Annotated in this window: 10 protein-coding genes; all 10 read right to left on the bottom strand. The window is 41.6% G+C overall.

Going from position 1 to position 13,208, the window contains the following annotated elements:
- Nucleotides 1-3 precede the first annotated feature (3 nt).
- The 10 genes from GMA13_RS00395 to rlmD all read right to left on the bottom strand — a co-directional run bounded on the left by GMA13_RS00395 (nucleotide 4) and on the right by rlmD (nucleotide 12,999).
- Nucleotides 4-1,380 (bottom strand): PH domain-containing protein, encoded by a 1,377-nt coding sequence (locus GMA13_RS00395; RefSeq protein ID WP_255882195.1) that lies wholly within the window; start codon nucleotides 1,378-1,380, stop codon nucleotides 4-6.
- A complete protein-coding gene (locus tag GMA13_RS00390; RefSeq protein WP_255882194.1) occupies nucleotides 1,364-1,804 on the bottom strand; it encodes a PH domain-containing protein in 441 nt (146 codons plus the stop codon). Before GMA13_RS00390 ends, GMA13_RS00395 begins: the two co-directional genes overlap by 17 nt.
- A gap of 37 nt (nucleotides 1,805-1,841) precedes the next feature.
- Nucleotides 1,842-2,714: a patatin family protein gene (locus GMA13_RS00385; RefSeq protein ID WP_255882193.1), complete on the bottom strand. Its 873-nt coding sequence runs from the start codon at nucleotides 2,712-2,714 to the stop codon at nucleotides 1,842-1,844.
- Nucleotides 2,715-2,882: 168 nt separating this feature from the next.
- A complete protein-coding gene (locus GMA13_RS00380; protein WP_255882192.1) occupies nucleotides 2,883-5,495 on the bottom strand; it encodes an Ig-like domain-containing protein in 2,613 nt (870 codons plus the stop codon).
- A gap of 68 nt (nucleotides 5,496-5,563) precedes the next feature.
- Nucleotides 5,564-8,011, bottom strand: coding sequence for a leucine-rich repeat protein (locus GMA13_RS00375; RefSeq protein ID WP_255882191.1), 2,448 nt, complete (start codon nucleotides 8,009-8,011; stop codon nucleotides 5,564-5,566).
- A gap of 196 nt (nucleotides 8,012-8,207) precedes the next feature.
- A complete protein-coding gene (locus tag GMA13_RS00370; RefSeq protein WP_255882190.1) occupies nucleotides 8,208-9,914 on the bottom strand; it encodes an ATP-binding protein in 1,707 nt (568 codons plus the stop codon).
- The gene (locus GMA13_RS00365; protein ID WP_255882189.1) at nucleotides 9,907-10,575 is read right to left on the bottom strand and encodes a response regulator transcription factor; all 669 of its coding nucleotides are present in this window, start codon (nucleotides 10,573-10,575) and stop codon (nucleotides 9,907-9,909) included. Before GMA13_RS00365 ends, GMA13_RS00370 begins: the two co-directional genes overlap by 8 nt.
- A 68-nt stretch (nucleotides 10,576-10,643) precedes the next feature.
- Nucleotides 10,644-11,111 (bottom strand): GNAT family N-acetyltransferase, encoded by a 468-nt coding sequence (locus tag GMA13_RS00360; protein WP_255882188.1) that lies wholly within the window; start codon nucleotides 11,109-11,111, stop codon nucleotides 10,644-10,646.
- 82 nt (nucleotides 11,112-11,193) lie between these two features.
- Nucleotides 11,194-11,790 carry a hypothetical protein gene (locus GMA13_RS00355; RefSeq protein WP_255882187.1) on the bottom strand — a complete coding sequence of 199 codons (597 nt, stop codon included), beginning with the start codon at nucleotides 11,788-11,790 and terminating at the stop codon, nucleotides 11,194-11,196.
- A gap of 36 nt (nucleotides 11,791-11,826) precedes the next feature.
- Nucleotides 11,827-12,999, bottom strand: coding sequence for a 23S rRNA (uracil(1939)-C(5))-methyltransferase RlmD (gene rlmD / locus GMA13_RS00350; RefSeq protein ID WP_255910193.1), 1,173 nt, complete (start codon nucleotides 12,997-12,999; stop codon nucleotides 11,827-11,829).
- Between the last annotated feature and the right edge of the window lie 209 nt (nucleotides 13,000-13,208).

Genomic DNA, 13,208 nt, shown 5'->3' with positions numbered 1-13,208 from the left:
AGCTTATAAACTCAGGGCTGCATTAACGCAGCCCTTTCTTTTTATCCTGCGCACCAAAAAAGGCTTTCTCCTGTTATGCGCATATACTCTAACATTACAACTCCCAAAAAATCGCTGTATTAAGCTCTGCCTTATCTCTATCATATTAACCCTATCCTTATCAATACACACCTGCACAAGTCGCAATCCGCTGAAGCTTCCTGCAAAAACACCACTGTCATCTATCCACAGAAACGTCTGTTCAAAAGCAGCGGCACGCAACAGAACCCAAAACATCAAAATAGGCACAGCTATGCTCAGAATTATAGAAACCGCTGCCGCTTTGCCCTCACTCTGAAAATAAAACGCAGCAGCAACAGCCGAAACAAGCAGTAATGCAGGCAGCATTATAAACGAAAAGACACTTCCTTTATTGGGCGTTACAATGTCGCTTTTTGGCTTTTTCAGCCTGCCCGTTTTAACAGAGATAAGCTCTCTCTCTGCGCCAAGGCACTTAAAAAGCGACGACAGCACAAAAACCTTTTTTATGCCAAGCACTCTGCACAGTATTCCCTGTTCCATTGTCAATGCCGATATTTCTGCCCTCGGTTGAACTGCTGAAAAGCGCCATACAAATCCTCGGCTTATTTTTATTGACTCATCATTTTTTACTATCCTCATTTTCAAATGCTTTAACAGCTCATATATAAAAGCAAAGGCGTATCCTGCCGCAATTAATCCCGAAATGTACGCAGCCGCAGGCGGCAGCACCTTAGATACTATGCCCGACCACAAATCCACACCGCCGTAAAAGCCCTCGCTTAACGCTCCGCCGATAACAGGCGCTGTTTTTCTTAAAAACGGTATTATCAACAGAAGTCCCGAAAGTGCGCTTGTGGCGTCAGCCGCTGCAACAAACGAATGAAATAAGCCTGCCCTTATAACTGTTCCGTAAACGCTTAAAAGCGGCAGTTCCATATGTCTTTTCCTAATATATTCCACAACACTCAGTCGTCCTTCTCCTGTACTTATGCATAATGTGCATGCGCCGAAAATCGCCGTAATTGCCCCCTGTCTGATTGCCGCACCGACAAGCCTTTTTTCATATATAACTGTTTTTGTACGGTAAAAAACTCCCTTCTCCGCTATAATTTTCCCCTTACATATTCTTACATTCCTGCACCTGTACCTCAGCACAGCATAAACCACAACAGCCGCTGCAAGCAAAACATTCATTCCGCCTGTTGTAAACATTTCTAAAATCCCCTGTGGCCTTACGATAAGATACTGTAAAATCGGTATAATAAGCAAAAATGCATAGCGGTAGAGAAATTCCGCTACGGTAATTAAATGTATTTCAATTTTTCTGCCGCACATAAGTTTCTTACTCGGCTTTTTCAAATTTGTTCTCCTCCGCACAGCTAATTATTTTTTCAGCATCTGCAAAGCTAAGCCCGTATATCAAGACTTTGCCCGATGATGTAAACACCGACACAGTACAAATTCCAAAAAGTCTTGACAGCGGCGTTCTCTTAGCCTTGCAATAACGCACAGCCGCAAGCGGTACAACCGCAGTTTTTCTTATAATAACCCCCTGCTTAATAATCATTGTACTGCTCTGTGTCCGAACAGACAGCGAATCTGCAAAGCGTTTTATATACAGTGCTGTGAAAATATATACTGCCAAAGCAGAAAACCCGAACACAGCGGCAAAGACAAAACTTACAGCCGCTATCGCACCTGATAAAAATGCCAGTAAAACAAGAAGCGCCGCCGCTTTTAATTGAAGCAGCAGCGCATATTTTTTTGAAGCCTCAATAATCATCGTATCACCGATAATAGTTTGCTCAAAAATTATGATCTTATTTTATTTCAAACTCTCCTGCCGACTTAAGCAGCTCAAAAATCTCGTCCTTTTTAGCGCAGGCGTCATTGTAGCCGTCCTCATGAAGCTGTTTAAGCTTATCAGCATCCTTTTCAAAGCGGCTTATTTCAATTGGCTTTTGCGGCCTTACCGCAACAATACTGCCGTTTTTTTCCTCTCTTTTGATAAGCTCAAGAGCAGAGTTATATTCCTTGTAGCGGTTTTTGTTTGCCTCAACAAAGTACGGATATTTCCTATACTTCAGCTTTAATGCACCGACTACTGAAGAAGGCTTTTTGCGGTAGCTTATATCACGGGTAAGTACAACAAGGTTTTTGCCGTTGCCGCTTTTTATGCTTTGCCTTATCGGAATAGAGTCGGCAATGCCGCCGTCAAGATATTTCTTTCCGTCAATCTCTTGAATACGTGAAATAAGGGGCAGTGACGATGATGCAAGCACCTTGTCCATATCCACCCTCAAATCCTTTATTGGAAGATACTCCGCCTTGCCCGTTTCAAGATTTGTAACAACGGCGTAAAAGTTTGTTTTGCAGCGTAAAAATGCGTCATAGTCATATATATCAAGCTGCTGCGGAATCGTGTAATAAACAAACTCCGCACCAAACATATCGCCCGTCTTTATCAGACTGCCAACACTGCAATAGCGCTTGTCGCCAATATAATCAACCATAACTCTTATAGCTCTGCCCTTTTGTCCTGACAAATACGAGCACGCATTGCCCGAGCCGGCTGATACTCCGTAGCAGTCCTTAAAATAAATATCGTTCTCATTCAAAAAGTCAAGCACACCTGTTGTATATGCGCCTCTCATACCTCCGCCCTCAAGCACAAGCCCTGCGTTGTAATACATTTAATCATCTCCTGAATAAATTATATCACTTTTTGCGGCAGAGTACAACGCTAATCAAGGCAGAGCTGTAAAGCCCTGCCTTGTTATGCTCTGCGCAAGTGATTTTTGCGGTGTGCTCCTCTCTGACTGTAAAGCGGTTACAGTCGAGCTTACCGCAGTGTTGCCAAACTATGCAGCAGGGATAATTTCGCCTATTCCGCTTATACCCGGATTCATATTTGCGGCATATTTCTGAACATATATACTGTCAAGCAGGTTGACTCTTCCGTTTTTGTCAACGTCGCCGCACTTGCTTTTATCCTCGTTAAGCTCAATCATCGACAAGCTTATTTTTTGTATTTCAATAGCGTCCCTGAGGTTTACCTTGCCGTCCCTATTCAAATCGCCGTATATCAGCGGCGTTTTAACCTTCACCTTACAGTTGGTTGTTACACCGTTATAGGTTGTTGCCGTAATGGTCGCTTCGCCAGCTGAAACGGCAGTTACCAAGCCACCGGCACTCTTTACGCTTGCTACACTCGGATTGTCGCTTGAATATGTAATATGGTACGCACCCTCACCGTTTGAAAGCGAGCTGTTCAGGTCAAAGGTTTCGCCTATTCCAAGCGTAAGGCTTGTCGCATTTAGAGCAATTGAGGTTGGCGCTTTCTTTACGGTTACAGCACAGCTTGCTGTCTTTCCGTTATCAGTCTTAACCGTTATTTTCGCAGTTCCCGTTGCTCTTGCTGTAACCTTTCCTGTTTGATCTACCGTTGCTACGCCGGCGTTGCTGCTGCTCCAAACAATTGTTGATGTTGTGTTTGACGGAGTTACAGTTTCAGTTAAGGTGTAATTTTCCCCTTCGCCCAGGGTTATGGATGTTTTATTCAAGGTAATGGACAAAGCGTCTATTGAGCTGCTGTTCGCACCCACAGTCGCTTTGCTGTCGCCGCTGACATTCACCATCTTTCCGCCGCTGCCAAAGATAACATTTTCGGAAATTGTGCCTGCGCTTGAAGCTCCTGTTACGCTTATTCCGTGATTTCCTGAGTAGGATAAGAAATTGCCCTTTATGTCGCCTGCGCCTGCGCCGCTTGAAACATTAATGCCGTTTGATAACGCCTTGTAAACCGTATTGTTAATTATATTTCCCGCATTAGCGGCGCTTGACCCGCTTGTAATGCTTATTCCGTGGTTACCTGCATTGTTTATAGTATTTCCGTTTATCTCTCTGATACTGCCGCCGTGTGAAGCGTGTATACCGTTTGATGCGGTTGAGTCAATTATGTTGTTATATATCTTCCCTGCAACAGCGTTGTCAACACTGATACCGTAGTTATTTGAGTTTTTCACAGTGTTGTTGCTTATTTCGGTAACATTGCTGTTTTTATAAACATAAATTCCGTTTACGCTTGAATTTTTAATGCTGTTTCCACTTATTAGGTCCGCTTTGCCTTCAAGCACCTGTATTCCGTGATAGTTCGCTTTGTTAAGGGTATTTTCAGAGCATAATATTGTGTTTGATTTTACCGAGGATGCTCTTGTGTCCACAAAGCGAACACCGTGCCCCTTTACATCAATTATGTTATCCCTGACTGTAACGCCGCTTATGTAGTAATTTCCCTTGGCAATTCCACCGCTGTGGTCCTTAGAATTTTGGGCATAAACCTTTGGAATGTCATAACCTATCGCAAATATTCCGCCGGATTCATACACGGCATATTTATCATTAATATAGCCGCATCTGCTAAGCTCGTTATCAGCTATCAGGATATTCTGATTTTTATTTTCCGTATATTTATCAGTAACGTGCGCCGTCGTCTTTCCCTCAGAGGCAAGGTAGCTTGCGTTATAAACTCCTTTTCCCTCATTCATTACCGAATACACGGCTATACCTCTTGGGGCATTGTCAATTTTATTTCCCGTAATTTCACAATTAATCCAGTTTAGCCCCTGAATTGCAACACTGCTCATATTGTTAAAGGTACAGTTTTTTATCTTAATGCCGTCAAATGGATTGTTGAGTATAGCAGTATGACTTCCGATTCCTCTCGGGCACTCGCTAAAGCTGCACTCCTCTATTAAAACATTTTTCATCGGAATATCCTCTGACCTGTACCCCGGAAAATGCGACTGCACAAGAACGTCAAGCTGAATTGCCTCGTAGCCCTCAAGAGAAGACGACGGTGTAAGAACCTGATTTGAAAAGTCACAATTCTTAATTGTCAGGCCATCAACACCTGCAACCTCCATTATATGTCCGTTATCAACATTTTTAAGCGTCTGATTGATAAGTGTTATATTTGTAGCGTGGGCAAATTTTATAATAGTATTTCTTGTACAGCTACCGTCAAGAGTTCCGCCGTCTATCGTAATGTTGGTATATGCTCTGTAACCGGTAACGCCTGTGTCGGCGCTGTCGTTGCTGCCCGTTCTTATTATATTTGCGGCACAACTGCTGTCACGCACAAGAGTTACTCCGGTAAGTGATAGATAGGTGTTGCTGTAAATCTTAAGACTTCTGCCGATAACGTACTCTCCCTTTTCCACAATAACCTTATATACATTATCGGCGGTTGCATTGTTCTTTGCAATGTCAAGAGCACCTTGAATGGCGTTATACGCTCCATTTAAATCTATTTCAGCGGCAGATACTTTTATCGTACTCTGTGACGCCGCACTATTCCGCGTATTTTCTGAAGCCTCAAAAGCGCCTGCTGTAATCGGTGCAGCCAACAATACGCTTGCTGTCATCAAAAGCGACAACACCTTCACTATACAGCTTTTAAGCATTTTCCTCATATGCTATTTCTCCCTTTACTCTCACTCTATCTCCTCTTATTATATAATACCGTAAATCCGCAAGCAGTCTAAGCGCAGATAAACATTTGCGTCCAATACAAAATACCGTCTTTCTTAAAGCAGGCAACGCCTATACCGTTGAATTCGGGATTTAATATATTCTCCCGATGTCCCTGAGAATTCATCCACGAATTCATTACCTCCTGCGGTGTGCTTTGTCCCGCCGCAATATTCTCTCCAACTGTTCTCCATTGTATGTTATTTTCTTCTATCAATGTAAAGCAATCGCTTCCGTTCGGCCTTGTGTGCGAAAACACCCTTGAAATTTCCTCAGCCCTAATCTGAGCAACCTCTGTTACATCGCTCCTCTGTGTAAGCGGCGAAAGCTCAACCTTGCTTCTTTCAGCATTTACCAGACTGATTACCTCGCTTGCGTATTTTAAGTTATAGTCGCTGCTTGGAATATCAGGGTCTGTTGAAGGCTCGACCGGCTCAGTAGCAGGAACCTTTTCGCCTATTCCGCTTATACCCGGATTCATATTTGCGGCATATTTCTGAACATATATACTGTCAAGCAGGTTGACTCTTCCGTTTTTGTCAACGTCGCCGCACTTGCTTTTATCCTCGTTAAGCTCAATCATCGACAAGCTTATTTTTTGTATTTCAATAGCGTCCCTGAGGTTCACCTTGCCGTCCTTATTCAAATCGCCGTATATCAGCGGCATTTTAACGGCTACCTTACAGCTTGCTGTCAAGCCGTTATAGGTTGTCGCAGTAACAGTCGCTTCACCCACTGAAACGGCAGTTACCAAGCCGCCTGCCTTTTTAACGCTTGCTACGCTCGAATTGTCGCTTGTGTAATAAATTGCATAAGATGCTTGTCCGCTTGGAAGCGAGCTGTTCAGGTCAAAGGTTTCGCCTATTTCAAGCGTAATTCTTGACGCATTTAGAGTAATTGATGTCGGCGCTTTCTTTACGGTTATTTTGCAGGTGGCCGTTTTGCCGTCCTTTTTTGCGGTAATAGTTGCTGTTCCCGTTGACTTTGCCGTAATTCTTCCGCTTTTTGATACTTGAGCAACGCTTGTGTTACTGCTGCTCCAACTGACATTCTGATTAACATAGCTTGGCGAAACGGTTGCAGCTAATGTGTATTCCTCATGAATACCCATTGTCATTGACGTCTTGTTTAGCTTAACGCCCGTTGCCTTAACCGTACCAAGGCTTTTAAAGCTGACTCCGAAAGTCTCACAGTAAAACTGCGCTTCTGTGTTATTATAGCCCTGAACAGTAAAGCCTGACGCCTGCTCAATCTGACCCGATTCTTCGTTTATGTCATAGCCAAATGCAATGTTCTCGATTGTTCTAACCGTTTTAGGTAACTTCACCGTTTTAAGCGAATCACAGGCGCAAAACGCCAGAGCTCCGATTGTTGTTACACTGTTAGGAATATTTATACTGCTCAGATTCTCCGCATAATAAAACGCAAGCTCATCTATAACCTGAACAGACTCAGGCAGGACAACCGACTTAAGATTAAGCTGACCGTAAAATGCAAGTCCGGCAACAAGTCTTGTGCCGTCTTTAATTGTTATTTTTGTATTTGCCGGCATCTCACCCTTGTAACCGTATGCAATGTCGCCAATATAAATCATACCGTCCGGCTGATTACTATACCATGCTGTATCAAAGAACGCTCCTGCACCCATTCTTGTAATACTGCTCGGAAATGAGATTTCTTTAAGAGAGGTACAACCGACAAACGCCGCTTCACCGATATTTTTTACGCTCTCCGGAATTGATACGCTTGCAAGATTTGTAAAGTTGGCAAAAGCTGCGCTTGCAATGCCTTTAGTACCGTCTTTAATCGCAATCTTTGCGTTGACCTTCATATCGCCGATATAGCCTATAACCACTTTTCCAAGATACACCGGTCCGGCACTGTTAGATTTATACCATAATGTATCATCAAAAGCACGTTCACCTACAAACTCAATATTACTGCTCCAGTCTTCTATATGGTCCAAATAACTGCAACCGGCGAAAGCAAAGTTGCCGACACTTTTCAGCTTTGATTCAGGAATGCTTACAAGCATAAGATTTGTACATCCCGCAAACGCATAATTTCCAATACTGACAACGCTTTTGGGTAGTGTTATTTCCGATAAAGAAGTGTTGTCGTAAAAAGCTGTATCGCCAATGCTTGTAACAATTACGCCGTTAAGCTCGTCGGGAACATAAACGTAGTCTATATCACCTACAAAATTAACTATTTCGGCGCTGCCGTCACTTTTAACGTAATATTCATAGTAACTGTCATCCTGAGCAGATGAAGCAACGTGTATATCTCCCCTGCCGGATGCAACAGCTGCAAGACAGTCACTTGACACACCCAACGGTAAAACCTTTTTTGTGTCCGTGTCAAGCGCTGCTGTACCGACTGCACCTGCGCAAATAACGCTTGCCGCCATTAATGCCGACATAACCACGGCAGTACAGCGTTTTAATAGTTTTTTCATATACTTAGTCCTCCTTATTATAAACATTACTTTTTATTTTTATTATACAAAGTTATTTATACACAGTCAATATATTTTGAGTTATATTACATTTATTTTTGTTTGTTAAATATATAACAAAAAAACGGCCAAAGAAATTTCTCTTTTCCTTAGCCGCTTATGTTATGTTAAGTATTTAAATAAATTCGCAACACTCTCACAAAGCTTTAAAGCTTACCGTTATCTTAGTACCCTTTTGATGCTCGCTTTCAATATCTATCTTCGCCTCGTGCTGCTCGGCGATATGCTTAACTATTGCAAGCCCAAGGCCCGTTCCGCCTGTTTGCTTTGAACGGCTCTTGTCAACTCTGTAAAAGCGCTCAAACACCCTGTCTATATGCTCCGACGGAATTCCTATTCCCGTGTCCTCAACAGCCAGCACAACCTTGCCGCCAACAGGCTCAACACTCAGCATTACTTTTCCGCCGTGCTTGTTGTATCTTATCGCGTTATCACAAAGATTATAAACAAGCTCGTACACCATCTCTCGGTCACCTTTAATTTTGCACGGCTTGGAGCTTACCTCTATGCTTACCTCGTTCTTTTTAGCGTTCATCTCAAGCGAATCACGACATTCTGACAGCAATGCCTCCATATCAATGGTTGACAGCCTGTCCTGCTCGCTTGCCTCCTCCTCAAGGCGTGAAAGCTTGATAATGTCGCCGATAAGCGTAACCAGACGCTTTGCCTCCTTGTGGATTTTCGATGCGAAGCTTTTAACATCCTCGTCCTTTGCAATACCGCTTTCTATCATCTCGGCATAGCCGGAAATTGACGTTAAAGGCGTTTTAAGCTCATGTGAAACATTCGCCGTAAACTCCTGCTTCATCCTCTCGACACTCTTGTGATGCGTTATATCTACAATAAGGCAGACAACGCCTGTCTGAACATTATTAACAAAAACAGAGTTTGTGATTATTTGCAGGTTCTTTTCCCCGTGCTCTATCTCACAAATTGCATTTTTTCCTTTCTTAGCACGGCTTATGCAGTCCTCAAACTTCTCCCTCTCAGTTGCCGCAAGTCCGACAGGGTGAAGCGGAACATTGCGCTTTGTGTGCATAATTTGCTGAGCACTTTCGTTGTGCATAATAACTCTGCCGTCAGTGTCAAGAAAAATCAGACCCTCGCTCATATTTGCGGTTATAGTCTTAATCTTCTCGTTTTCAGCCAAAAGCTCCTCGTTCTTGCGCCAAATTTGCTCTCTCTGCTGTTCAATAGTTGTTGACAGCGGTGCCAGCTCATCATAAGCTATACGCTCCGTATTCTTAGCCATATTGACAATAGGCTTTGTTATGTGCCTTGACATTCTCTTTGCAAGAAACCAGCAAATCAATATAATTGCGCTTCCGATAATCACAACCGCTGGAAGTATACTGTTGAACATTGACAGCACACTATACATATTTTTAGACACTCTTAAAATATCGCCGTTTTCAAGCTTAACGGCATAGTAGTACATCAAGTCGCCCGTTTCGTTGGAATAACGGCTGCTTATTCCTACACCGTTTCTTTCAGCGTCAATACATTCAGGGCGGTCACTGTGGTTGTCCATTTTCTCTTCTTCAAGACCTTTTGTATTTTCATACAGCACTTTTCCCGAACTATCAATAACCGTAATGCGGTAATCGCCACCCTTATAGCTGTCAAGCTCCGAGTAGGAAGACATTTTGTTACAGTCAACCATAAGCACCTGAACGTAGTTCTTTATATCGTCCTTAAGCTGTCCCGACATCAAAAACCAAAAAATAATACTTATTGCAAAGCAGGTTAACAAAAGCGAAACAAGACCTACTAATGTCAGATTTTTTGTCAAGCTTGAGCTTAGGTTCACGCTTCTTGTTGCCGTCACTTTATCCTTATTCACCAATCTTATACCCCACGTGTCTTACCGTTACAATATAGTTACCTGCCTCGCCAAGCTTTTGGCGCAGAGTCTTGATGTGCATATCAACAGTACGGCTCTCACCCTCAAAATCATAGCCCCACACCTTGCCGAGAAGCTTTTCTCTTGACAGGGCAATATCCTTGTTTGTAATAAGGTACTTAAGCAGTTCATACTCCTTATATGTCAAAACGCAGGTTTCTCCGCCGACAGTTACCTTGTGCTTGTGGTCGTCAATTGTAATGTCCTTATATATAATAGTCTGAACCTCCTGCTTATTCTCACAGCGTCTAAGCAAGGCTTTAACTCTTGACACAAGCTCCATTACTCCAAACGGCTTTGTTATGTAGTCATCCGCTCCCATATCAAGACCTTTAACCTTGTCTATCTCACTCGTCTTGGCAGTCACCATAATAACGGGTATTCCTCTGGTTAGCTCCTTCTCTCTTATCCTGTGCAGAATAGCAAGACCATCCTCACCCGGAAGCATAATATCCAACATAACAAGCTTAGGAAGCTGTTTTTCAAGCGCTGCAAAAAACTCCTTGCCGTTTGAAAAAGCCTGCACCTCAAACCCGCTGTTCTTTATTGCATAGCTTTCCATCTCTCTGATATCGTTATCGTCTTCAACAATATAAATCATAACGCTACCTCATTTCAAATTATATACTTAATTAATTATAGCACAATAATAAAGCTGTTGGGTAAAACTTAGGTAAAATCAAACTCCATATATCTTCGATATGTTTTAAATCCAATTGCTTCATAAAATTTAAGCGCATCTTCATTAAACTCCCACATATCCAATTCGATTTTATCAAGCCCTTTCAACTTTGCCTGCTCCTTAATAAATTCAAACATTTCTGTTGCAACCCCCCGGCGTCTGTATTTTTTGTCTACACCAAATTCAACAATATGATAATATTTTCGCTCTAAATTGTACGGCGACAACGGTTTTGTAATATACTCAACACAAGCAAAGCCACATATATCACCGCTTCTTACTGCAACAATTACATCTGTATCTTTATTTTCCCATATTGCAAATATAATATCCTGCATTTCCTTACAGAATCCGCCTCTGAATATATCCGGTCTTCCCTTGCAATGCAGTTCATTTACTTGTTTTCTAAGCTCGTTTACCTTTCCTAATTCTTCAAATTTTGCATATCTAACCATAAAATTTCTCCATTAACTTTTACACATAATCAGTAATTGCAAATTGAAAGAAAGCTTATTACAAAAATTTATCTGATATTTTTCAATTGCTGTCTTTTAATGCTTTTATCCAAGAACTAAATTCCCACCTCAAAGGCTCGCAGTTATCAATGTTAGCTCTTAATTCATTTTGATAAGCTATGTACTGTTTATAATCATCGCACCTGCTCCAAGGAGTAGACAGACGCTTAACTGCAAATTCTTTTTCCGCTATTTCCATCACATAATTATCCAATGGAACGTGAAGAAACATGAAAATATCCTCAAAATCACATATTTGAAGAATATACAAATACTTAAATGTCATATTAATCCATTTTTGTGCCTGGCCAAAGCTAAATGTTATATTTTTGTTTTTATATAACTCCCTGATTTTGTCACAGGTTTTTTTATGCCACACATCAAACTGCTCTTGGGTGGTAATATTGGAATTGCAAACGCTTTTAATTTCTTTTTCAAGTAGTGTATGTACTTCATCACGAAGCTTATCCCGTGCATTCTGTTCCATACCATTGAATCTTATAGTTCTGTTTAAATCACGATACGCCCTATTGCTTGACGCTTTATAAGGATTTTCGTCAGAACCAAAATAACATACTTTTAAAAACTCTAATATATCTTCATCTATTAATATTTTCATCATTATTCTCCTTTTATTAAACTAAATATAATAACTTTAATCCTCTTTACAAGACATCACACAAACCGTTTCAACATGATTTGTAAACGGAAACATATCAAACGGTCTAATAAAATCCGCCTTATAGCCATTCTTGGTCAGAAAATACAAATCCCTCTGCAATGTTTTCGGATTGCAGGAAACATATACAACCCTTTTCGGCTTTATTTTTATGAGCGATAGCAAAAAGCCTCTTGAACAGCCTGCTCTTGGCGGGTCGGCTATAACACAATCAAGATGCTCTCCGTTTTTTGCAAGCTCCTCAATATACCGCTGTGCGTCATCATTTACAAAGCTTATGTTTTGAACATCGTTAAGCTCTGCATTCTCCCTTGCGTTTGAATATGCGTCAGGGTTTAATTCAACGCTCAAAACCTCGGCTCCTGTCTGTGCGGCGGCTATTATCCCGATTGTGCCTACTCCGCTGTACGCATCAAGCACTTGCTCACCTTTTTCAAGCCTTGCCCTTTCAATTGCACAGGTGTAAAGTCTTTCGGTCTGAGTCGGATTTATCTGATAAAACGACTTTGCTGAGATTTTAAATCTCATTTTGCAAAGGCTGTCTGTAATATATCCTCTGCCAAAAATTATGCTCTCCTCACCGTCAAGGAAAACACCCTCAGGCGTTTTATTTACAATCTCGGTTATCGTTGTTATGTCCGGACACTGCTCAATAATATGCTTTATGAAAATATCGTCCGGCTTAAAGGTTCTTTTTGCGCACACAAAGCAAAGCAAAATTTCTCCGCTTTTATTTCCTGTTTTAATCAGCATATGCTTCAAATTGCCGCTGCCGTTTTTTGGTGAGTAAATTTTTATTTTGCTGCTTTGCAAAAGCTCTGTAACCGTTTTGGCAATTTCGCAGGCTCGCTCGTTGTTTATCAAACAATCAAAGCACTCAACAACACCGTTAGTTTTCGACTGATACAACCCGCATACAACTTTCCCGTTTTTCGCTCTCTTAAACACAAACTGCTGCTTGTTGCGGTAATGGCAGGGGTCGCTCATACCTACAATTTTCTTCACCGTTCCAAACTGCCGCAATAGCTTATACACCGTATTCTGCTTCCATTTAAGCTGCCGTTCATAGTTCATATTGCTGAGCTGACAACCACTGCACTTTTTAGCGGCAGTGCAAACCTTTTCCGCTTTATTCTTAGCTGTATTCATATTGCCTTCTCCGCTCAAAATTATTTATCATAGTACATTCATTTTACCATAAACTTGTCAAAAATAAAAGTTGTAAAATTACTGTGAACACTTGTAAAAGCCAAAGATTTTGCAGAGCAAAAGTGATATTATTGAGTACACGGATTTTTCCCTGATTTACATTAGGACAATCAGCCTTTTATTCACAATTTATTTATTGACACAGTGTC

Source organism: Ruminococcus sp. zg-924 (assembly GCF_024433635.1).
GTDB lineage: Bacteria > Bacillota > Clostridia > Oscillospirales > Acutalibacteraceae > UBA7067.
This window is presented reverse-complemented; position numbering and strand designations above follow the sequence as displayed.

Excerpts from the sequence above, each read along its gene's own strand:
- GMA13_RS00390 (WP_255882194.1), bottom strand. The coding sequence starts at position 1,804 with ATGATTATTGAGGCTTCAAAAAAATATGCGCTGCTGCTTCAATTAAAA.
- GMA13_RS00385 (WP_255882193.1), bottom strand. The coding sequence starts at position 2,714 with ATGTATTACAACGCAGGGCTTGTGCTTGAGGGCGGAGGTATGAGAGGC.
- GMA13_RS00380 (WP_255882192.1), bottom strand. The coding sequence starts at position 5,495 with ATGAGGAAAATGCTTAAAAGCTGTATAGTGAAGGTGTTGTCGCTTTTG.
- GMA13_RS00375 (WP_255882191.1), bottom strand. The coding sequence starts at position 8,011 with ATGAAAAAACTATTAAAACGCTGTACTGCCGTGGTTATGTCGGCATTA.
- GMA13_RS00365 (WP_255882189.1), bottom strand. The coding sequence starts at position 10,575 with ATGATTTATATTGTTGAAGACGATAACGATATCAGAGAGATGGAAAGC.
- GMA13_RS00360 (WP_255882188.1), bottom strand. The coding sequence starts at position 11,111 with ATGGTTAGATATGCAAAATTTGAAGAATTAGGAAAGGTAAACGAGCTT.
- GMA13_RS00355 (WP_255882187.1), bottom strand. The coding sequence starts at position 11,790 with ATGAAAATATTAATAGATGAAGATATATTAGAGTTTTTAAAAGTATGT.
- rlmD (WP_255910193.1), bottom strand. The coding sequence starts at position 12,999 with ATGAATACAGCTAAGAATAAAGCGGAAAAGGTTTGCACTGCCGCTAAA.